We start from the raw sequence: 21,190 nt of genomic DNA, 5'->3' as shown, positions 1-21,190 counted from the left end.
GCCTCCGGTGCGCTTCACCACCATTATAAGTCGACCGGCGACCTCGCCGCGACGAAAGCCGGCCGAACGTGCCGTCCTCACCGACCGTGACCTGCCCGACGCCGGCGGATCGGTCATCAGCGGTCAGCGTCTCGTGCGGTCAGCGGGTCAGCGGCTTGACGGTGAGCACGGGGCAGGTGGCGTCGAGCAGGATCCGCTGGGCGCTCGACCCGAGGATGAGCTTGCCGACCGGCGAGCGACGCCGCAGGCCGATCACCAGGCAGCTGGCGTCGACCTCCTCCGCCACGCCCACCAGCTGCTCGGCGAGGTCCTTGCCACCCGGGGTCCGACGCTCCAGACCCAGCCCGGCCGCGGACACCTCGGCCGTGAGCTCGGCCACCACCGTCTCCATCGCCGCCGCGCTCTCGGCGTCCGGCGCGGGCCGCCCGGTCTCGACGAGCACCAGGGGCACGGAGCGGATGACGGCCTCCTGGGCGGCGCGGGCGAGAGCGGCCCGCCCCTCGGGCGTGGCGACCAGGCCGACGACGATGGTCATGACAATCCTCCGGGCAGGTGGGGCCGAGCGACGATGGCCCCGAACCTATCCCATGGGCCCGGCGCCGTGCGCACCCCTGTGATCGGCGTCGTGACGGTGCTGGGCGTCGTGACGGTGCTGGACGTCGTGGCGGTGCTGGACGTCGTGGGCGGCGCGGCCGGCCTGACCACCGCGGGCGTCACGGTCGTCCCTGCCGTGGCCGATCACCTCGGAGTAGACCGCCAGGCGCTCGACCGCGGGCAGGACGAGCCTCGCCATCGTGTGCCCGGGCTCCACCGCGAGCGCCCGTCGCAGCGCCGCGGCGGCGATCATGTGGTCGCCCAGGGACCACGCGACGACGCCGGCGATCGTCAGCACCCCCGCGGCGTGCTCGGGCGGGACGACCCTCGCGACCAGCAGGAGGCGCTCCTGCAGCACCTCACGGCGCTCACGGTCGGCCGACCCCCACCGCACCGGACGCCCCAGGGCACGCAGGCACCGGTCACGCAGCTCGTGCGGCAGGAGCGCAGCCGGGATCATGCCGGGGGCGGACCAGGCCAGGACGGCGTCCCTCACCGCCTTGTCCTGGATCACCGTCACGGCCGCGGCCAGGTCCTGGGCGGACCACTCGTCCTGCGACGCCGTCGCCGGCGCGTGCTCGGACGCCTGGGCCCACCCGAGCAGGCGGGCCCACGCGTCCAGCCCCGGCCCCACGTGGGCCCAGCCAGACTGCTCACCGGCGGCGGCTCGCGGGGGGCGCCCCCCGCCGGCCAGGGCGTCCCGCACGTCGCGGCACCGGTCGTCCTCGGGCGCGGCCCGGACCCGGGCGAGCGCCGCGTCGCGGTCGGCGAAGGGAGCCGAGCCGGCCAGCACGAGGTCCGCGACGGCCTCCACCTGGCTCGGGTCCGGCAGGGGCTGCAGCCGCGAGGGACGGCACGCCGAGTCCGGGGCCAGCAGCGACCACCATCCCGTCGCGCCGACGACGACCGCGTCGACCACCTCCACGTCGGCCCGCCCGGCCAGCACCAGGATCTCGTCGAGCAGCTCGCAGCCCCACGCCGAGGCCGGGTCGTCCCGGTCACCGCTGCCGGGCACGTAGCCGACGACCACGAGATGGCGGCTGTGCCGCGCCATACGGCCGTGGACGGCGTCCCAGAGGGTCGCGGCCGGGGTGCCCACCGGCGGGAGGTCGATCCGCGCGCACGGTCCGACGCAGAGCCGCCCGGTCGAGGACGGGACGAGGCCGAGCACCACGAGGCTCTCGGTGGGGTGGAAGCCGAGGAGATAGGGCAGCGTCGCCACCAGCTGGCTGCTGTCGCGCACGGACGTGACGGGGGCGTCGGCGGGGCTGCTGGGGAACGGGGCGGAGGTCTGGGGGAAGGACGTCATGGTCCGACCCTGGACGCCGCGAGGCGCCCCGACCAGGAGTGGTCGGGGCGCCTGTGGACAGAGCGCGGATTGACGCGTCCAAGGACGAGGCCTGTGGACAGTCGTCGTCAGCGCACGACGCGCCCGTCGACGGTCACCGGGGCGGGATCGCCCGGACGCGGACCGCGACGCCCGCCACGCTCCCAGTGCAGGAAGTCCTCGGTGGAGCTGACGAGCTGGGCGGCGGCCCAGGCCAGGACGAACGCGTCGTCACCGAGGCCGAGGACGGAGAACAGGCCCTCGGGGACGAGATCCAGCGGGCTCACGACGTAGACCAGGGCCGCGGCGAGCGCCAGCAGCTGCCCGCGCGAGGTGCCGGTGTAGGAACCCGACGTGACCGCTCGCACCAGGCGCGGGAGGGACTGGATCCGGGTGGCCATGCTCGGCGATCCCGGGCGGCTCGCCGTGCGGACGGCCTGGCCGAGGGACCACACGGACGCCCAGCGGGACGTGGGACGGGATGCTCGGAAGCTCATGCGACCTCCTGGGTCGGACCTGTTCTGGGCGGGGCGTGAGGGGCGTGCTACCCCTGCCAACGAACGGGCCCGCGCGGGGATTCCCCACGCGGGCCGCCGTCGGTGCTGGTGGGTCAGGCCGCGGTGGCCGGGAACTGCTGCTTGGCGTTGGAGGCGATCTTGCCGAGGAGGTAGTAGTCCATGCCGCCACCCACGACGCCACCCACGAGCGGCAGGCCCTTGCCGACCACCTTGGCGAAGCCCTTCTGCCCCAGCGTCGAGATGAGGCGGAAGCCGACGCCCTTGTTGATCATCATCACGGCCGAGGCCGGGAGGTGCTGGGTCGCGAGGCTCGAGAGCCGGCCGGAGGTGAGCACGCCGGCGCGACGCAGCAGGTCGTCGTCGGCGTCGGCCCCGACGAGCGTCAGCAGGATGGCCGAGCGGACCTCGGGCTTGGCGATGTCGTAGCCCCGCACGCGTGCGATCGAGGCGACCATGCGGGTGGCGGTGAGGTAGAACTCGACGACGTTGGCGGGCAGGGCGACGGGCATCGTGATGAAGCCGCCGAGACCGGTGACGAAACCGCCCGTGGCCGCGATCCGCTTGTGGTCCTTGACGATCTCCCCGACGGCCTGCTCCGGGCTGCGTCCGCGCAGGGCCTTGTCCGCGACCTTGGCCGCGCCGTCCACCGGCCCGGCGCCATCCACGCCCACGTCGAGGAGCTTCTGCACGAACTCCTCGACCGGTCCGTTGAGGCGCGAGTCGCCGGTGGCGGGGTCGGTGGTGTGCTGACCGATGGCCTTGTTGATGACGGAGCCGGTGATCCTGTCGAAGATGCCCACGGGCAGTCCTTCCTGTCTGTGGCGATGGCGGGCCGCGCTCCCGGGAGGAGCGTGGTGACGCACACTGGGTCGGTGAGCGACATACCCGACACCACCCCGTCCGACACCTCCGGACTGCCCGACGCCGTGGCGGAGCTCGTCGAGGACCTCGCGGCGCTGACGCCCAGCGAGCGCATGGACCTGCTCCAGGAGCTCGCCGACGACCTCCCGGCCCCGCCCGATCGGCTCCACGGCGACCCGGGGTTCGAGCGGGTCGAGGAGTGCCAGTCTCCCGTCCACGTCCTGGCCCGGGTCGAGGAGGGGGTCGTCCGGCTGTATGTCGACGCGCCGCCCTCAGCCGCGGCCACCCGCGCCCTCGCGGCGATCCTGCACGAGGCCGTCGACGGCGCCCCGATCGAGCAGGTGCTCGGGCTGCCCCTCGACCTGCCCCTGCGCCTGGGCCTCGGCGGCACGGTGTCCCCGCTCCGGCTGGGCGGCATGGCCGGCATGCTCGGCCGGGTGCAGCGCCAGCTGGCCTCGGCCTGATCGTGCCGGTCGAGGCGCTGGGCCGCCTCGGCCTCGCCGTCGCCGGTGGCCACGGCGTGGTCGTCGACCCCTCCGGCGCGGTCGTCGTGCCTGCCTGCCCCGTGGACCGGCTCGTGCCGCAGCTGCGACGCCTCGAGGAGGACCGCCGGCCCCGGTGGGTCTGGTGGCAGGCCGGTCACGACGCGCGGCCGCTCGTCGCCGCGGGGCTGCACCTGGCGCGCTGCTGGGACGTCGCGGAGGTGCACCGCGTGCTGGCGGGCGGCTTCGCGGCCGACCCCGGCACCGTCTGGGCCCACCTCCGCGGGCTGGACCCCCACGGCCTGCCGCAGGTCGCCGAGCCGGACCTGTTCGCGCTCGTCTCCCCCGCCGCCCAGCTCGACCCGGAGTCACTGACGACGGCCGAGGGCTACCTGCGCGCGGACGCGGTGCAGGGCACCTGGACGTCGACCCCCGACCGCCTCGCGGCGTGGGCACGAGCCGCGCTGACCGCTGCCGAGCAGCAGCACGACCTGGTCGAGCAGGCGCCCCGGGTGCCGGACGCGGGGGGCAGCCCGCGCGACGCCCGGCGCCTGCTCGGCACCGCCCTGTCGGAGTCGGCGGCGGCGCTGCTCTGCGTCGAGCTCGAGGTCCACGGCCTGCCCATGGACCGCGAGGCGGCGACCTCGCTCATCACGGCGGCCGCCGGACCACGCCCTCGCGACGAGCCGCAGGCGAGCGCCATACGAGCCGAGCGGGACCGCGCCGTCCTGGTGCACGTGCCCGGCCGTGAGCGCACCGACCTGCGAAATCCCGTGCAGGTCAAGGAGATGCTCGCCTCGGTGGGGGTCCACGTCGACAACACCCGGAAGTGGACGCTGGACGCCCACCGGGCCTCGCACCCCGTCGTCGAGGCCCTCCTGACCTGGCGCAAGGCCGAGCGGATCGCCACGACCTACGGCTGGCACTGGCTCGCCACCCACGTCGGCGAGGACGACCGGCTCCGGGGCGGGTGGACGGCCTGCGACGGCGGAGCCGGCCGGATGACCGCCGCCAACGGCCTGCACAACCTGCCCGCCGAGCTGAGACCCGCCGTCGCGGCGCACCCGGGGCACGTGCTGGTGCGCGCCGACCTCGGCCAGATCGAGCCGCGGGTGCTGGCGGCGGTGGCGCGGGATCCGTCCTTCGCCGACGCCAGCCAGGCGGCCGACCTCTACTCCCCCGTCGGCGCCGAGCTGGGCGTCGAGCGACCGATCGCCAAGATCGCCGTCCTGGCCGCGATGTACGGCCAGACGTCGGGCTCGGCGGGCGAGGCGCTCAAGCGGCTGGACCGCGCCTACCCGACGGCCATGGCCTACCTGCACCGGGCCTACGACGCGGGTGTGCGGGGCGACCCCGTGGTGACCTGGGGCGGGCGCAGGGTGCCCATGTGGCAGGGACCGCTGTCGGAGGCGCAGCTCGCGGGCCGCGGCAGGTTCGCCCGCAACGCGGTGATCCAGGGGGCGGCGGCCGAGCTGTTCAAGGCGTGGGCCGCGACGGTGCGCGCCGGTGGACGGGCCCTCGGCGCCGAGATCGTGCTGTGCCTGCACGACGAGCTGCTCGTGCACGTCGCGGCCGAGCACGCGGACGAGACGGTGGCGCTCGTCCACCGCAGCCTCGACGAGGCGGCGCGGCGGTGGACGGGCACCGACCGGGTCCGCTTCGTGGCGGACGTCAGCGTCGTGCGTCGGTGGTCCGAGGCCAAGGCCTGAGGGTCAGGTCGAGCCTCAGGCCTCGCCGTCGCTGTGGGTGCGCAGGAACTGCTCGAACTCCGCACCGATCTCGTCGGCCGTCGGCAGCTCGCCGATGCTCGGGGCCAGGAGGGTGGGCTTGTCGAGGCCGCGGGTCCACTGGTCGTACTGCCCCTCGAGGGCACGCACCACCTGGACGACCTCCTCGTTGTCGCCGATCTCGGAGTCGATGGCCTCGCGGTTGGCGCCGGCCACGGCGGCCAGCTCGGCCGTCGGCAGGGCCAGCCCCGTCGCGCCCGACACGGCCCGCAGGCCGGTCAGCGCCGCGTCCGCGAAGTCGGTCTGGGCGAGGTAGTGCGGGACATGCACGCTGAACCCGACGGAGTCGTAGCCGGACTCACCCAGCCGCAGCTCCAGCAGCGAGGCGAACGACGCCGGCACCTGCACCTCGCCGAAGACGGGGTTGTTGTCGGGGATGAGCGCCCCGTCGGAGGCGTGGGCGGTCAGGCCGATGGGGCGGGTGTGCGGCACCCCCATGGGGATCCCGTGGACGCTCACGGTCAAGGAGACGCCGAAGGTCCGCACCAGCCCGCGCACCGCCTCGGTCATGCGCTCCCACTGGTAGTCCGGCTCGGGACCCGTCAGCAGCAGGAAGGGCGTGCCGTCGACGTCCAGGACGCGGTAGAGCACGATCGCCGGGTCGTCGTAGGTCGTGTAGCGGTCCCGGTCGAAGGTCATCAGCGGCCGGCGCCCGCGGTAGTCGAGCATCTGGTCGACGTCGAAGGACGCCACGACGGAGTGGTCGAGCGCGCCCAGCAGGTGGTCGGAGATGAGCTTGCCGGTGTGACCGGCGTCGATGAACGCGCCCATCGCGACGACCAGCGACGACGCACGCATGTGCGTGGGGTCGCAGTCGGTCTCGAAGCGGTAGAGACCCGTGGGGTCCTGCACGGTGTGCCTCCTGCTGGTCTGGCTGATCTGGCTGATCGGCCGGTCTGGCTCGGTGCTCCGCTCCCCGTCATCGCGTCGGGAGCGGCCTTCTCCCCCAGGGCAACGCCCGTCACGCCGAGCACATTCCGAGGCGTCAGGCGACCGTGCTGGTGCCGAGGGTGACGCTCGTCGAGCGGGTCGTGCCCGAGGGGTCGGTCCACGTCACGGTGACGCGGGTGCCCGGGTACTCGTCGGACAGGTCCTCGCTCAGGTCGGTGCCGCTGGTGACGGTGTCCCCGTCGACGGCGGTGATGGTCGACCCCGCGGTGATGCCGGCCGCGGCGGCGGCCCCTCCGGCGACCACGTCGGCCACGGCGGCGCCGGACGGCATACCGGTCGCCCCCCGAGAGCCGCCGTAGCCCCCGGCCGTCACGTCGGTCACCTGCACGCCCAGGGCCGCCCGCGCCCCCACGTGCACGTCCTCGGACCGGACGCCCGCCGTGATCTGGTCGGCGATGGCGAGCGCCTGGGAGATCGGCACGGCATACCCGTCGATGTCCCCGCTGGAGGTCGCCGCCGTGTCGATGCCGATCACGCGGCCGGACGTGTCCATCAGCGGACCGCCCGAGTAGCCGGGCACGACGTCCGCCGTCGTCCGGATGAGCCCGGTGAGCTGCTCCCCGGAGCCCACGGAGGTCTCGTCCTGCGCGGTGATGGACTGGTCCAGAGCCGTGACGGAGCCGGTGACCCGGTAGATGGAACCCTGGCCGCCGCCCTGCCCGACCGCGACCACGCTCTGGCCGACCTGCGCCGGCGACCGGTCGACCGTGACCGTGGACAGCCCGCTCGCGCCCGAGAGCCGCAGCACCGCGACGTCGTGCGCCGCGTCGTGACCCACGACCGACGCGGAGTACTTCCGGCCGGTCGTGGTGTCGGTGACGGTGATCGAGGTGGACCCCTCGACGACGTGATAGTTGGTGAGCACCTCACCGTCGGCGGTGAGGATCATCCCCGTGCCGGCGCCTCTGCCGTCAGGCAGCACGGTGTCCACCATGACGACCCCCTTCATCGAGGCGACCTCGGTCCCCGAGATCGTCGAGCCGTCCGCGGCCTGGCTCAGGTCGGACGAGCCGGTCCCCTGGCCGGAGGACTGGCCGTAGCCGTCGCTCCCGTACGCGTAGCCGCCGTAGCCGTAGCCGTGCCCGTAGCCGTACCCGTGGTGCCTGGCCCAGGTCGGCTGGCCGGTCTGGTCGGTCTGGTCGGTCTGGCCCTCGGTCGACGAGGCTATGGTCGAGCTGTCGACGACGGTGGTGCCGTCGGAGGTCCGGGCGGCGGCGAGGCCGGTCGCGACCATCCCCGGGGAGGCGGCGAGGGCGACGGCGGCCACGGCGGTCGCAGCGATCTTGGCGGTGGCGGTGGTCATGGTTGGCTCCTGGTGGACGACGGGCCGGCGAGCGTGGCGTCGGGGGGCGTGTGCGTGGACCCCACGTTGGCCCCGGCGGCTCGCAGAGCGGTGTGCCCTGCCTATGTCTCCCCTGTGAGCCCAGTCGCCGCCACCGCCGACCCCCGGTCCGGGCGGGCCCGATCGATTTACTACACTTCGACCTGTGATAAATCCGCAGGAGGCAGCCGCGCTACGCGTCCCCCGGCTGCCGCTCCTGCTCCCCGCCGGGCTGGCGCTGCTCGCGGGCCTCGACGCGGCCCTGATCCTCCTGCGGGTCCCGGCTCCCGTCGGCTCCGAGCGGCTGCCGTCCGTGCACGGTCACCTCATGGTCCTGGGGTTCGTCGGTACGGTCATCGCCCTCGAGCGGGCGGTGGCCCTGCGACGCACCTGGGGACTCGCCGCTCCGGTCCTGCTCGGCCTCGGGGCGCTCGCCCTGCTCACCCCCGTCCCTCGGGACGTCGGGACGGCGCTGCTGCTCGCCGGCACCCTCGCGCTGAGCGCGGTCTACGTCCCCCTCCACGCGCGGTCCCACGACCCGTCGGTGGCCGTCCAGGCGCTCGGGGCGGTCCTCGCCGCCGGGGCCGCGATGCTGCTCCTCGCGGGAGCCCCCGTCTCCCTGTCCCTCACCTGGCTCGTCGGCTTCGTCGTCCTGACCATCGCCGGCGAGCGCCTCGAGCTGGCCCGCCTCGCCATGCTGCAGCCCCGCGTGCCGGCCCAGCTCGTGACCATCTCCCTGCTGTATGCCGTCAGCGCCGCCACCGCGCTCCTCGCCCCCGGACCCGGCCACCGCCTCGTCGGGGTGACCGTCCTGGCGCTGGGCGTCTGGCTCGTCCGCCAGGACGTCGCCCGACGCACGGTCCGCGGCTCCGGCCTCCCCCGCTACGTCGCGGTGTGCCTGCTGGCGGGTTACGCCTGGCTCGCGGTGACCGGCGCGCTGTGGGTCGTCCACGGCGCGATCACCGAGGGCCCGGCCTACGACGCCGTCGTCCACGCGGCCTTCCTTGGCTTCACGATGTCGATGATCATGGCCCACGCCCCGGTCATCCTCCCCGCCGTCCTGCGGCGCCCCCTGCCCTACAACCCCCTGCTCTACGTCGGAGCCGGGCTGCTGCACCTCACCCTGCTCGTCCGCGTCGTCGGCGGCGACCTGCTCGGTCACCAGGCGCTACGCGCCGGCGGGGGCGTGGGCAACGTCGCCGCCGTCCTGCTCTTTCTCGCCGGCGCGGTCGCGCTGGTCGTCACCGCTCCACGGAGGACCTCGTCATGAGCCTGCTCACGCCCGGCGGCAGCCGCCCGGAGACCCCGCAGACCCCGGGCACCCCGGGCACCCCGGGCACCCCGACGAACGGCCCCGGCCCCCAGGGCTTCTCGGACCGCGCCCGCTGGCACGTCCGGTCCTTCCTGCCGGTCCTGGCCTGGCTCGTGGCGGCGGCCGTCGTCTCGGTGGTGCACCGGTTCGTGCCCGGCTCGCGGTGGATGCTCGTCCACTTCCTGCTGCTCGGTGCCGTCAGCAACGCCATCGTCACGTGGACCTGGCACTTCACGGGTGCGCTCGTGCGGCGCCCCGCGTCCGCCACCGAGACCCAGCACCAGGTCGTGCGCCAGATCCTGCTCAACGTGGGCGTCGTCGGGGTGAGCGCGGGCGTGGTCGGCGGCCAGCTGCGGACGACCGTCGCCGGTGCCGTCGTCGTGGGTGGCGTCCTCGCCTGGCACGGCGTCGCGCTCGGCATCCGAGCCCGTCGCTCCCTGTCCAACCGCTTCCGCCGCACGATCACCTACTACACCGCCGCGTGCCTGCTCCTCCCGGTCGGGGCGGCCCTCGGGGCGTTCATGGCCGCGGGTCGCTCGGACGAGTGGCAGTCCCGGCTGGTCCTTGCGCACCTGGCCCTCAACCTGCTGGGGTTCGTCGGTCTGACCATCCTCGGCACGCTGGTCACGCTGTGGCCCACCATGCTGCGGACCCGCCTCGAGGAGGGCTCGGAGCGCACCTTCGCGGCCGTGCTGCCGATCCTGCTGGGCGCGATCGTCGTGACGGTCGCCGGGTCGGTCCTCGGGCTCACCTGGGTGGTCGCGGCCGGACTCGTCCTGTATGCCGCCGGCACCGTCACCCTGCTGATCCCCCTGGTGCGGACGGCCGTCCGCAAGCCGCCGTGGCAGTTCTCGACCTGGTCGGTGGGCGCGGGGATGGTGTGGCTGCTCGTCGCGCTCGGCCAGCTCGTGTGGCTCGTGGTCCGCACGCCGCGGGTGGCGCGCGTGCACGACGACCTCGGGCTGGTGGTGTCCTCGTTCGCCGTCGGGTTCGTGGCACAGGTGCTGTTCGGCGCCCTGTCCTATCTCCTGCCGGTCATGCTCGGCGGGGGCCCGGCCGCGGTGCGGCACACCACCTCCATCACCCAGCGTTTCGGCGCCTGGCGGGTGACGGTGACCTCGCTCGGCCTGCTGGTCTGCCTGCTGCCCGTCCCGAGCCTGGTGCGGGTCACCGCCTCGGTGCTCGTGCTCGTGGCGCTCTGCTTCACGCCGCCGCTGCTCGTCCGGGCCGCCGTCGTGGCCCACCGCCTGCGCACCCACCCCGAGCTCACCCGCGCCCTGCCGCTCCCCGAGCGGCGCGCCGACGGAGCGCCGACGCCGAGCCACGAGCGTGAGCGCGGTCGTCCCCTCGGCGGCCTCGTCGCCGGGCTCGCGGCGGTGCTGCTGGCCGTGGCCGGAGGTGTCGCCATGGACCCCGCCGCCGTCTTCCGCAGCGACGCCGCGGGCGGCGTGACCCCCACCGGGCGGACCGTCGACGCCACCGTCACGGCCCAGGGGATGCGCTTCACCCCGGACACCGTGACGGTGAACCCCGGCGACCGGCTCGTCATCACCGTCACCAACACCGACGCCGACGTGCACGACCTCACCCTCGAGACCGGCGAGCAGTCCGGGCGCCTCGCGCGCGGGCAGAGCGCCAGGATGGACGTGGGCGTCGTCGGCCGGTCCGTCGAGGGCTGGTGCTCGATCGTCGGGCACCGGCAGATGGGCATGGTCTTTCACGTCCGCACGACCGGCGGCGACGACGTGGCCGCCGCGCCCGGCGTGGCGGGAGCGCTCGCCGGGGGTGGCCACGGCGGTCACGCGGCCGGTGGCGCGGCCAGCCCCAAGGTCGACCTCCACGGCACCTTCCCCGCCGACTTCACGGCCCGGGACGCGACCCTCCCGCCCGCGCCCGCAGCCACGCTCCACCGGATCACCTTGCGCGCCCAGGACGTCGACCTGCCGGTCGGGCCTGGCGTCACCCGGCGCATGTGGACGTTCAACGGTCAGGCGCCCGGCCCCGCCATACGAGGCAAGGTCGGCGACCGGTTCGAGATCACCCTGGTCAACGAGGGCACGATCGGCCACTCCATCGACTTCCACGCCGGGGCCCTGGCCCCGGACGGGCCGATGCGCACGATCCAGCCCGGGGAGCGCCTCGTCTACCGGTTCACGGCGACACGCTCCGGCATCTGGATGTACCACTGCTCCACGATGCCCATGTCGGTGCACATCGCCGCCGGCATGGCGGGCGCGGTGATCATCGACCCGCCCGGCCTGCCCAGGGTCGACAAGGAGTACCTCGTCGTCCAGTCCGAGCTCTACCTCGGGGCGGGCAGCGAGCCCGCGGACGCCGCCAAGATCGCCGCCCACCAGCCCGACGCCGTCGTCTTCAACGGCACCAGCGGGCAGTATGACGCCCGCCCCCTCACGGCGAAGGTCGGTGAGCGGGTGCGGTTCTGGGTGCTCGACGTGGGTCCGGACGAGCCGACGACCTTCCACGTCGTCGGCGCGCAGTTCGACCGGGCGTTCAAGGAGGGCGCGTGGTTGCTGCGCGCCGCACCGGGCGAGCCGGACGCGCCCGGCGGGTCCCAGGCCCTCGACCTCGGCGCCGCGCAGGGCGGGTTCGTCGAGATGACCTTCCCCGAGGCCGGGCACTACCCCTTCGTCAACCACATGATGAGCCGCGCCGAGAGCGGCGCGCACGGGATCGTCGAGGTCCGCTGACGATCCCGTGCGCGTGGGCTCCTGCTCGGCGCCTGCTCAGCGACGGCGGTCGATCACGCCCTTCCACCCGAGGCCGAAGCCGAAGGAGTAGGTGTTGCCCATCGAGTCGCGGTAGGGGGTCATGTCCTCGCCGACGTCCTCCAGCTGGGCCTCGACCGCGTCCATGTCCTTGGGGCTGGTCATGGGCAGGCGGCCCCGCGGCTCGTGCTGGCCGAGCGCCGTCTCGATCAGCGCCTGGTCGCTGACGGAGTAGCCCACGAGGATGGCGTCGACCCGGCGCTCGAACTCCGCGGGGATGAAGCTCGTCTTGGCCTTGACGCTCGCGATGATCGGGATGTGGCGGCCCGTCCGCCGCTCGACCGCCCGGACGGCGTCCGCGGCCCGCAGCACGGCGGTGAGGTCGCGCTCGTTGCCGATCTTGGACGTGGCGCCGTAGTACGAGCGGTTCTCCTGCGTGCCGTCCTCGCGCAGGTCACCGGCGATGGAGGTGCGGCGCACGTGCGGGCCCGCCGCGGTGTAGGGACGCCACTGCAGGGACAGCGGGTAGAAGCTGCCGTCCTTGTTCATGCCGGCGCCGGTGAAGTTGTCGCCGTTGTCCGGGCCGCGCAGGCCGGCGAGGACCAGGTCCACGGACGACAGGTCGGGCAGCCGGTAGTCCACGACCTTGCCGGATGCGTCCAGCACCGGGGTGTCGGTCAGGACCTTCTTGAAGTAGCGCTTGGCGGTGTCGACGTCCATGGTCGGCCCGACCACGTCGGTCGTGGCCTGCGAGAACACGCTCGGGAAGCCGTGGGCGATGGTGCTGGGGATGTAGACCGTCTTGTTCTTGAAGGACGCCAGCGACGACTTCTTGACCGTGCGGCGGGCGTTCTTGAGCATGACGACGGAGTCGAGCTGGGCCGCGATGCCGCGCATCTGCTTGTCCTTGCTCGCGACCGTGGCCTGCGACCTCGACAGGTCGAGGTAGGGGTTCTCGAACAGGCCGGGGGCGAAGAGCATCCGCAGGATCCGCTCCCCCGACTGCCGGAACCGCACGTCCGCGCTGACCGGGACCTTGCCGGCCTCGAAGTCCTTCTGCCACATGGCGTGCGCAGCGAGGACGGGGACCGTGTCGTTGTTGCCGCCGAACATGTCCAGCCCCGCGCGCAGCACGGCGTAGTGCCGCTCGTTGACCGAGGCCTTCTCCATGCCCCAGGCCATGCCGAACGGCGAGTTCGGGTCGGTGTAGCCGCGGGTGACGCCCCAGTCGGTGCAGATGACGCCGTCGTAGCCGGCGTTGCGGGCCAGGTCGATCTTGACCTTGTCGTAGGCCGAGCCCACCCGGTTGCCCGTCAGGGGCGAGCCGTCCTTGGCGATGGCGATCGAGTAGCTGCTCATCACGGCCGTCGCGTCGCTCGCCGCCTGGAAGGGCTTGAGGTGCTCGGCCCAGTTGTTGCCGGGGTAGACGGCATACTTGCCGGCGTTGAGGTGCGACTCACGACCCGCCTCGCCGGCCCCGTCCCCCGGCCAGTGCTTGATCATCGTGTTGATCGAGTCCTCGCCCCAGCCTGTCGGGTGGCCGTAGAGGTCGTAGGTGTTCTGCGAGCCCTCGACGTAGGCCTTGGCCATGGTCGACGCGAGCGCGGCGTTCTCGCCGAAGGTGCCGTCGACGCGCAGCCAGCGGGGCTCGGTCGCGAGGTCGATCTGCGGCCCGAGGGCGGTCGTGATGCCCATGGCGCGGTACTCCTCGGAAGAGGTGCTCGCGAAGTCCAGCATCGTCTTGCGGGAGAAGGTCGCCGCCAGGCCCAGGTTGGACGGCCAGCGGGAGATGTCGCTGCCCGCCGCGTTGTATGCCGAGTCGTTGGCCGCCGTGGAGCGGGGATCCGAGGAGAAGTTGACCGGAACGTAGGGCAGGCCGCTCCTGGCCCGGGTCTCGGCGTAGGCCTGCACCTGGTTGACCCAGGTGACGGTCGCCTTGACGTCGTTGGAGCTGGCGTTGAGGACGTTGCGCAGGTGGTCCACGCCGAGGTACGTGCGCTGGGGGTCGGTCAGCCCGGCGGCGGCGTTGCGCTCGTGGGAGCTGAAGAGCATGAGCCCGGCGACCTGCGGGATGGTGAGCTCCTGGGCGAGGGCCTTGGCTCGCTCGTTCGTGGAGCGGCGCCAGTCCTCCCACACGTCCAGCCTGCCGTTGGCGTTCATGTCCTTGAACGCCAGGACGGCCTCGTCCGTCGTGACCCGCAGCAGCTTCACGCTGCCGCCCGGGACATAGCTGAGGACGGCGCCGCCGGCGGGGTTGGTCACCTGGGTGAACGTCGTCCGGCCGTCGGTGACGGTGCGCTCGGTGGGGGTGGGCAGGGCCGGGTCCGCGTGAGCGGTGCCGGCCGTGGCGGCGGCGCCGCCGAGCGCCAGGGCACCCGCGAGCGTCGTGGCCAGGAGGGGGGTGGTGCGCATCGGTGCTCCTTCGTGCCGCGGCCCGGTGCTGGTCGCTCCGGTGCGACCCGGCTCCCGGCCTGGATGCGGTGAGTAGCAGAGATCCTGGCATCGGCCATCTCACCCGGCAACGGGACGGAAACGGTTAGGCCGTTCAGGGCGCCATACGGCCATGCAAAGGAGTGTTTGCAAAACAATCTTTGTGGTCTTGGCTGGCGTCATGATCGATCCCCGCCAACGTCGTCACCCCGGACGTGACCCAGCTACCACAAGAACGATTCACCTGGCATTCTTAGAAATACCTATCGGCCATCGTTCAGAACCTTGCTGCCAAATCGGCGCCGAGACCCGCATCCCTTGGCCCGTGCGTCTTTGAAGGACGCGGTCAGAGCAGTTCGCCGGAGGTTCCAGCGCTGACACCCACCAAAGACCAACAGCTCCAGGAAATGCGTCACGGCGCCATCATCCGTCATTCTTCTAGACCCTCGGTGAGATTTTCTGCATCCAGGTGACTTCCCTTTCTTGGCGGGCGCCCTCTCGATAGAATAGAGCCATGAACTTCACCGATGTCGTCACCGCGAGAGGGGTCCTCACCGAGGCCCTCACCGCGCTGCGCACGCTCGGTGAGGGCCTGGCCTTCGTCCAGGAGGCGGACCTCGGGGACCTGGCCCGCGAGGCCTCGCAGGTGACGGCTCTCGCGCGTGGGCTGCTCACCGCCACAACGATGGAGGCCGAGGCTCGCGGGCTCCTGGTCACGTCGGGGTCGGGAACATCGCGCAGTGGCTCCTCGACCACGAGGCGGCCACCCCCGAGGTCGAGCGCAACACGATCGCGCGCGCCGTGCGCGAGACGCGCCGGCGCGAGCTGGCTCCGCTCCGCGACGCGATGGCGTCGGGCGAGGTCAGCCCAGGCGACGCGACCACTGCCGCGAGGACCTTCGACGACCTGCGCCTCACCACCGACCCGGCCATGCACCCCGACATCGTCGACGCCGTCATCGAGCTCGCCCAGGTGGGGTTCAACCGCAGCAGCCTCCGGCGGTTCCGCACCGAGATGCTCGCGCGCTTCGGCACAGCCCGCGACGAGGACCACGAGCTCGACAAGGCCACCCGCCGGGGCGTCACCGGTTGGCACGAGCTGCCCGACGGCACCTGGCGGTTCGAGGCGACCCACGACACGCCCGACAAGGTCGTGCTCGACGCCCTCTTCAACGCGCTCGGTGCTCCCCTCCCCCAGTCCGACGGCATGCCGGACCTGCGCACCCCCGGACAGCGCCGCGCCGACGCCCTCGTCCAGGCCGCGCAGCTGGTCGCCCGGATGGGCACGACGGGTCCCACGGGCACGGACGCCCGCGTCAACCTCATCCTGCCGATCGAGTCGCTGACCCACGCCACCGGCGAGGGCGCCACCGCCGGATCCGACGAGCGCGGCACCCGCCTGATGCCCGCCACCGCGCGTCTGCTCTCGTGCTGCGCGACCATCACGTTGCCACCCAGCTGCCATCGGCGACGGACCAGCTCCGGCAGCTCGGTGCAGCCGTGTCGGGTCGTGGTGGGCCTGGCGGGAGCGGCGAGGGACGAGCCGCGGATGGTAGGGCCGACGCGGCTGCACCGAGCGGCCTGATGAACCTCCCCCACCACATAGTCCACTGGGCCGACGGCGGGGAGACCAACCTCGACAACCTGGCCTCGCTGTGCGGCCCGCACCACCGGTTCATCCACCAGCACCACATCACCGGTCACGTCGACAGCACCGCCCCGAGGGGAGGGCGCAGGGTGAGGTGGCACGTCATGCGCGTCGGGTTCGGATGGAGACCGGCGCCACCGCCCGAGCCCGACGAGGCCGTCGCCTGAGCCCAGCCTCGTTCCCGCGGTCCGACATCAGCCCGCCAGCACCCGGCTCTCGCCTGCCCGAGGGTCGGGCAGAGGCGCGCTCAGCGGGCCTCGGCCGCGTCCATCGCCTTGTAGATCCGCTGCTCGCTCACCGGGTGCGCCGTCCCCAGCGACTGGGCGAAGAGCGACACCCGCAGCTCCTCGATCATCCACCGGATCTCGACGACGTCCGGGGCGTCGACGCGCGCAGGCTTGAGGCTCTTGAGGAAGTCGGCGTGCTCCCGCTCCACGGTCGCCACCACGGCCTGCCGCTCGTCGTCCCGGCGCAGGTCGTCCGGCCCCTTCTGCGCCCGTATGACGATCGCGCGGACGTAGCGCTGCAGGTGCCGCAGGCGCGCCCGACCCGTCTCGGCGACGAACCCAGGATGGATCAGCGCCTCGAGCTGGCGGGTCATGTCGTCCTTCATGGCGCGCGCGGCCGGCGAGAGGCGGTCCAGCGCCAGCCGGGCCTCACGGGCCGCGACGAGGATGGGCTCCACCTGCTCGATGATCTCGATGACGCGGGCGGACACGAGCTGGCGGACCCGGCGCAGCACCTCGGCATACTGCTCCTGGTCCCGCACGATCCCCGCGGCACCGGTCGTCAGGGAGGGTGTCTCGGCGACGATCGAGTCGATGGTCGCCGCGAGGCAGTCGTCGAGCAGGGCGGGGACGGATCCGTGCGGGTTGTGGCCGAGGGCGATCTTCTGCTGGTTGGTGAGGACGGCGAGGACCCGCTTCCACGGCGGCGTGATGTCGAGCAGCAGGAGCCGCCGCAGGCCGAGTCGTGACGCGACCTCCGCCTCGTGCTCGGTGGCGAGCACCTGCACCGACACCGAGGTGCCGCGGTCGACGAGGGCGGGATAGCCGTGCAGCGTCCGACCGCCCTTGACGCGCTGCTCGAAGGTCGCCGGCAGCGCCCCGAAGTCCCACGTGGTCAGGCCGGTTCGCTCGATCGAGGACGCGGCGGACGCCATGGTCTGGCGGACCGTGGGGGCGAGCTGGCGCCGCAGCGCCTCCAGCTCCTTGGACTCGCCGAGCGCCTTGCCCCGGGCGTCCTCGACGCGGAAGGTCATGCGCAGGTGGTCCGGGACCTTGCTCCAGTCCCACTCGTCGGGCCGTATGCCGAACCCCGTGCGGCTGCGCAGGGCGGCGGCGAGCTCGTCGACCAGGTCCTGCCCCGACGCCGGATCCGCCTGGGCCAGAGCGGTTCTCGCGTGGTCCGGCGCGGGCACGAAGTGCTTGCGGGTGGCCTTGGGCAAGGACTTGATCAGGGCGGTCGCCAGCTCCTCGCGCATCCCGGGCACGAGCCAGTCGAAGCCCTCGTCGCGCACCTGGTTGAGGACCTCGACGGGGATGTGGCAGGTGACACCGTCGGCGTCCGCGCCCGGCTCGAACTGGTAGGTCAGCCGCAGCTCCAGCTCGCCCTGACGCCAGGTCTGCGGGTAGTCGGCGCTGACGGACGTGTCGGCGCCCTCGGCGACGACCACGTCCTCGGTGAAGGTCAGCAGGTCCGGCGTCTCGTGCCGCTCCGACTTCCACCACGCGTCGAAGTGCCGCCCGGACACGACGGACTCGGGGATGCGGGCGTCGTAGAACGCGAACAGCTCGTCGTCGTCGACCAGGATGTCGCGGCGCCGGGCGCGCTCCTCCAGCTCGGCGACCTCCTTGAGCAGGCGCCGGTTGTCGTGGAAGAAGTGGTGGCGGGTGTCCCAGTCCCCCTCCACGAGCGCGTGCCGGATGAACAGCTCGCGCGCCAGCACCGGGTCGACGCGACCGAGGCTGGCCTTGCGCCCCGCGACGAGCGGTATGCCGTAGAGCGTGACGCGCTCCAGGGCGACCGCTCCGGATCGCTTTCGCTCCCAGTGGGGTTCGGCATACGTCCGCTTGACCAGGTGCGAGCCGAGACGCTCCGCCCAGGCCGGGTCGATGCGCGCGTTGGTGCGCGCCCACAGCCGGGTGGTCTCGACGAGCTCGGCCGACATGACCCAGTCCGGCTGCTGCCGCTGGAGCACCGATCCGGGCTGGATGGCGAAACGGGCACCGCGGGCACCGGCGTACTCGCGTCGCTCGGGATCGCGAAGTCCGATGTGGGACAGCAGCCCTGACAGCATCGCCTGGTGGATCGCGTCGGGCGTCCCGGGGCTCTTGTTGGGCTCGAGGTGGAGTGCCTTGCACGCCTGCTTGAGCTGCAGGTGCAGGTCCTGCCACTCGCGGATGCGCAGGTAGTGCAGGTACTCCTGCTTGCACATCCGACGAAAGGCGCTGCCGCTCAACGCCTTCTGCTGCTCGCGGAGGTAGTTCCACAGGTTGAGCCAGGTGATGAAGTCGCTGTGCTCGTCCTTGAACCTCGCGTGCTGCTGGTCGGCCTGGGCCTGCTTGTCGACGGGCCGCTCGCGCGGGTCCTGGATCGACAGGGCTGCCGTGATGACGAGCACCTCTGCGAGACAGCCGTTCTCGTTGGCCTCGAGGATCATGCGGGCCAGGCGCGGGTCGACGGGCAGGGCCGCGATGGACCGGCCGTATGCCGTCAGCCCCCTGCCTCGCCCGGCGTCGCGTCCCGCGGAGGCGGCGTCGATCGCGCCGATCTCGAGGAGCAGGTTGAGCCCGTCCGTCACCTGCCGCGAGTCCGGCGGGTCGACGAACGGGAACCGCGCAACGTCGCCGAGCCCCAGGGAGATCATCTGCAGGATGACCGACGCGAGGTTGGTGCGCAGGATCTCCGGGTCGGTGAACTCCGCTCTGGCGTCGAAGTCCTCCTCGGAGTAGAGCCGGATGCAGATGCCGTCGGAGACGCGTCCGCAGCGGCCGGCGCGCTGCGCCGCCGAGGCCTGCGAGATGGGCTCGATCGGCAGGCGCTGGACCTTGGTGCGCTGGCTGTAGCGCGAGATGCGGGCGACGCCGGTGTCGACGACGTAGCGGATCCCCGGGACCGTCAGCGAGGTCTCGGCCACGTTGGTCGCGAGCACGACGCGACGTCCGGTGTGCCGCGAGAAGACGCGGTGCTGCTCGGCGCTCGACAGCCGGGCGTAGAGCGGGAGAATCTCCGTCCCCGGAAGGCCCAGCCCCTCGAGCGCGTCGGCGGCGTCACGGATCTCGCGCTCCCCGGAGCAGAAGACGAGGACGTCCTGGTCCGAGCCGTCGCCGGACCCGGCCTCGGTCCACAGCTCCTCGACGGCGTCCACGATCCCGGTGACCTGGTCGACCGTCTCGAGCAGATCCCCTGCGGGAGAGAGTCGCTCGAGGGGGCGGTAGCGGACCTCGACCGGGTAGGTGCGACCGGACACCTCGATGATCGGCGCGGGTTCGCCTGCGGCGGAGGCGAAGTGCTCCGCGAACCGCTCGGGGTCGATGGTCGCCGAGGTGATGATCACCTTGAGGTCCGGGCGCCGCGGCAGCAGCTGCTTGAGGTAGCCGAGGATGAAGTCGATGTTGAGCGACCGCTCGTGCGCCTCGTCGATGATGATCGTGTCGTAGCGGCGCAGGTCCCGGTCGCGCTGCAGCTCCGCGAGGAGGATGCCGTCGGTCATGACCTTGACGAGCGTGTCGCGGGTCGAGTGGTCGCCGAAGCGCACCTGGTAGCCCACGGGCCGCTCCTCGTCGGCCGTCCGCTCCCCCGTGATCGGGTGCCCCAGCTCCTCGGCGATGCGCTCGGCCACGGACCGGGCGGCGATGCGCCGCGGCTGGGTGTGGCCGATCAGGCCGTGGATGCCGCGGCCCAGCTCCAGGCAGATCTTGGGGATCTGGGTGGTCTTGCCGGACCCCGTCTCGCCCGCGATGACGACCACCTGGTGGTCGCGGATCGCGGCGGCGATGTCGTCCTTGCGGGCGACGACGGGCAGCTGCTCGGGATAGGTGATCTCGGGGACGAGCGCTCGACGCCGGGCCTCGCGCTCCTGACCCCGCGCCCGGGCGGCCTCGCGCTCCTCGGGCGTGCGGGCGTCGGCGTCCCGTCGGCCCCGCGGTCGGCGCCCCGGCGGACGCCCGCGGCGTCGCTGGTCGCTGGGGCGGGAGGACTCGTCAGGCACGCTCTCCAGGATAGGTGGGCGGTGCAAACCGGTTGCCCGCCGCCGCATCCCCCACCCAGCGAGGGGGATCAGGCGGCGACGCGGACGAACCGCAGCCGCCACACCTGCGGCCCGCGCTGCACGTAGTCCACGGAGAAGCGCTCGGGCCAACGCTGCTCGACCTGGGCCAGCAGCGGCAGCGGGTCGTGCGGGGCCACGAGGATCAGGCCGTTGCCGGGGGCCAGCGACTCGAGCCCGCCGAAGATCACGCCGTGCCGGATGGCGTGCGGCACCACGGTCGCGTCGAGCTCCGGGAGCCCCTCGACCGGGACCACGGGCAGCGAGCGCGCTGGCGCCGCGGTGGCCGTCGCAGCACCAGAGGCGCCGGTGGTGGGCTCGTCGTGGCCGCAGCCGCAGCCGCACGATGACTCGGACATAGGGGTCTCCTCAGCACAATGGGATGATTAAACCCACCATATACCGTGATTAAAAGGAGGCTGCACCGCACCCCGTGATCCGATAGACCGTCACCGTCCCGTCCTGACCGATCGGCTCGAGCCCGCCGATCCCCGCGAGGCCGCGCAGCCCGGCATACAGCGGATAGCGGGGGTCGTTGTCCCACACCCGGTCCGTGTCCTCGACGACATAGCCCACGTGCAGGTCACGCACCGCCTGGCACACCTGCGGCGTCATCTCACGAAGGTGCCGGCGCAGCAGGTCGTAGTCGCCGCCGAGGACCCCGCCGAAGTGGGTGAAGACGCTCGGGTGCCCGCTGAGCACGCCCGCCCACTGCCCACCGCCGAAGGGGTCGCCGGCCACCGCCAGGCCGTCCGGCCGCACCCCCAGAACTTGCTCGTAGAGCGCCGCCTCACGCTCGGACACCACGGTCCGCCACCACTGCTGGTCACCGTAGTTGTGGCTCACCAGGCGCTCGGACGAGGCTGCCCCCGAGGGGATCCCGGCCGTGATCGCCAGACCGACGACGACGGCGAGGGCAGCGCGGCCGACGAGCGGGCGGGCGGGCACGAGCCGCTCCCCCAGG

16 protein-coding genes are annotated in these 21,190 nt (G+C 72.9%); 6 read left to right on the top strand and 10 right to left on the bottom strand.

Features of this window, described 5'->3' with window-relative positions:
* Window positions 1-139 precede the first annotated feature (139 nt).
* The 4 genes from B4K29_RS14140 to B4K29_RS14125 all read right to left on the bottom strand — a co-directional run bounded on the left by B4K29_RS14140 (window position 140) and on the right by B4K29_RS14125 (window position 3,239).
* Window positions 140-535: a universal stress protein gene (locus tag B4K29_RS14140; RefSeq protein ID WP_239266678.1), complete on the bottom strand. Its 396-nt coding sequence runs from the start codon at window positions 533-535 to the stop codon at window positions 140-142.
* 45 nt (window positions 536-580) lie between these two features.
* Window positions 581-1,903 (bottom strand): DUF4192 domain-containing protein, encoded by a 1,323-nt coding sequence (locus tag B4K29_RS14135; protein ID WP_286967814.1) that lies wholly within the window; start codon window positions 1,901-1,903, stop codon window positions 581-583.
* A gap of 107 nt (window positions 1,904-2,010) precedes the next feature.
* Window positions 2,011-2,418, bottom strand: coding sequence for a YkvA family protein (locus tag B4K29_RS14130; protein ID WP_029211457.1), 408 nt, complete (start codon window positions 2,416-2,418; stop codon window positions 2,011-2,013).
* Between the two features lie 113 nt (window positions 2,419-2,531).
* Window positions 2,532-3,239 (bottom strand): EcsC family protein, encoded by a 708-nt coding sequence (locus B4K29_RS14125; protein WP_029211458.1) that lies wholly within the window; start codon window positions 3,237-3,239, stop codon window positions 2,532-2,534.
* Between the two features lie 72 nt (window positions 3,240-3,311).
* Between B4K29_RS14125 and B4K29_RS14120 the strand changes: the two genes are divergently transcribed.
* Both B4K29_RS14120 and B4K29_RS14115 read left to right on the top strand, forming a co-directional pair.
* On the top strand, window positions 3,312-3,764 hold the full coding sequence (locus B4K29_RS14120; protein WP_286967798.1) for a SufE family protein: 453 nt from the start codon (window positions 3,312-3,314) through the stop codon (window positions 3,762-3,764).
* Window positions 3,765-3,766: 2 nt separating this feature from the next.
* Window positions 3,767-5,491: a DNA polymerase gene (locus B4K29_RS14115; RefSeq protein WP_286967797.1), complete on the top strand. Its 1,725-nt coding sequence runs from the start codon at window positions 3,767-3,769 to the stop codon at window positions 5,489-5,491.
* A 15-nt stretch (window positions 5,492-5,506) separates the two neighbouring features.
* On the opposite strand, the gene B4K29_RS14110 is transcribed toward B4K29_RS14115, so the two are convergent.
* Entirely contained in the window at window positions 5,507-6,421 is a 915-nt protein-coding gene (locus B4K29_RS14110; protein ID WP_029211461.1) for a PAC2 family protein, read from the bottom strand.
* Between the two features lie 133 nt (window positions 6,422-6,554).
* Window positions 6,555-7,823: a S1C family serine protease gene (locus tag B4K29_RS14105; protein WP_286959565.1), complete on the bottom strand. Its 1,269-nt coding sequence runs from the start codon at window positions 7,821-7,823 to the stop codon at window positions 6,555-6,557.
* Between the two features lie 184 nt (window positions 7,824-8,007).
* On the opposite strand from B4K29_RS14105, the gene B4K29_RS14100 reads away from it, so the two are divergent.
* Both B4K29_RS14100 and B4K29_RS14095 read left to right on the top strand, forming a co-directional pair.
* Entirely contained in the window at window positions 8,008-9,111 is a 1,104-nt protein-coding gene (locus B4K29_RS14100; protein WP_286967795.1) for a hypothetical protein, read from the top strand.
* Entirely contained in the window at window positions 9,108-11,861 is a 2,754-nt protein-coding gene (locus B4K29_RS14095; RefSeq protein WP_286967793.1) for a multicopper oxidase domain-containing protein, read from the top strand. The genes B4K29_RS14100 and B4K29_RS14095 overlap by 4 nt, the downstream gene beginning before the upstream one ends.
* 36 nt (window positions 11,862-11,897) lie before the next feature.
* On the opposite strand, the gene B4K29_RS14090 is transcribed toward B4K29_RS14095, so the two are convergent.
* Window positions 11,898-14,291 carry a glycoside hydrolase family 3 N-terminal domain-containing protein gene (locus B4K29_RS14090; RefSeq protein ID WP_286967791.1) on the bottom strand — a complete coding sequence of 798 codons (2,394 nt, stop codon included), beginning with the start codon at window positions 14,289-14,291 and terminating at the stop codon, window positions 11,898-11,900.
* A 750-nt stretch (window positions 14,292-15,041) separates the two neighbouring features.
* On the opposite strand from B4K29_RS14090, the gene B4K29_RS14085 reads away from it, so the two are divergent.
* Window positions 15,042-15,893: a DUF222 domain-containing protein gene (locus B4K29_RS14085; protein ID WP_349680257.1), complete on the top strand. Its 852-nt coding sequence runs from the start codon at window positions 15,042-15,044 to the stop codon at window positions 15,891-15,893.
* Window positions 15,893-16,123, top strand: a complete 231-nt coding sequence (locus tag B4K29_RS14080; RefSeq protein ID WP_019287163.1) for an HNH endonuclease — start codon at window positions 15,893-15,895, stop codon at window positions 16,121-16,123. The genes B4K29_RS14085 and B4K29_RS14080 overlap by 1 nt, the downstream gene beginning before the upstream one ends.
* Before the next feature lie 80 nt (window positions 16,124-16,203).
* On the opposite strand, the gene hrpA is transcribed toward B4K29_RS14080, so the two are convergent.
* The 3 genes from hrpA to B4K29_RS14065 form a co-directional block, all read right to left on the bottom strand.
* Window positions 16,204-20,217, bottom strand: a complete 4,014-nt coding sequence (gene hrpA, locus B4K29_RS14075) for an ATP-dependent RNA helicase HrpA (protein ID WP_414632606.1) — start codon at window positions 20,215-20,217, stop codon at window positions 16,204-16,206.
* Window positions 20,218-20,237: 20 nt separating this feature from the next.
* The gene (locus tag B4K29_RS14070) at window positions 20,238-20,585 is read right to left on the bottom strand and encodes a DUF2249 domain-containing protein (RefSeq protein WP_029212269.1); all 348 of its coding nucleotides are present in this window, start codon (window positions 20,583-20,585) and stop codon (window positions 20,238-20,240) included.
* Window positions 20,586-20,634: 49 nt separating this feature from the next.
* Window positions 20,635-21,190: DUF6541 family protein (locus B4K29_RS14065; protein WP_349680254.1), on the bottom strand; the 556-nt coding region annotated here is incomplete at its 5' end.

Source organism: Arsenicicoccus sp. UBA6765, from assembly GCF_002453335.1.
Classification (GTDB): domain Bacteria; phylum Actinomycetota; class Actinomycetes; order Actinomycetales; family Dermatophilaceae; genus Arsenicicoccus; species Arsenicicoccus bolidensis.
Note: the sequence above shows the minus strand (reverse complement) of the source record. Positions and strands in the feature narration are given on the sequence as shown.

Excerpts from the sequence above, each read along its gene's own strand:
- B4K29_RS14135 (WP_286967814.1), bottom strand. The coding sequence starts at position 1,903 with ATGACGTCCTTCCCCCAGACCTCCGCCCCGTTCCCCAGCAGCCCCGCC.
- B4K29_RS14070 (WP_029212269.1), bottom strand. The coding sequence starts at position 20,585 with ATGTCCGAGTCATCGTGCGGCTGCGGCTGCGGCCACGACGAGCCCACC.
- B4K29_RS14130 (WP_029211457.1), bottom strand. The coding sequence starts at position 2,418 with ATGAGCTTCCGAGCATCCCGTCCCACGTCCCGCTGGGCGTCCGTGTGG.
- B4K29_RS14140 (WP_239266678.1), bottom strand. The coding sequence starts at position 535 with ATGACCATCGTCGTCGGCCTGGTCGCCACGCCCGAGGGGCGGGCCGCT.
- B4K29_RS14090 (WP_286967791.1), bottom strand. The coding sequence starts at position 14,291 with ATGCGCACCACCCCCCTCCTGGCCACGACGCTCGCGGGTGCCCTGGCG.
- B4K29_RS14095 (WP_286967793.1), top strand. The coding sequence starts at position 9,108 with ATGAGCCTGCTCACGCCCGGCGGCAGCCGCCCGGAGACCCCGCAGACC.
- hrpA (WP_414632606.1), bottom strand. The coding sequence starts at position 20,217 with ATGCGGCGGCGGGCAACCGGTTTGCACCGCCCACCTATCCTGGAGAGC.
- B4K29_RS14105 (WP_286959565.1), bottom strand. The coding sequence starts at position 7,823 with ATGACCACCGCCACCGCCAAGATCGCTGCGACCGCCGTGGCCGCCGTC.
- B4K29_RS14080 (WP_019287163.1), top strand. The coding sequence starts at position 15,893 with ATGAACCTCCCCCACCACATAGTCCACTGGGCCGACGGCGGGGAGACC.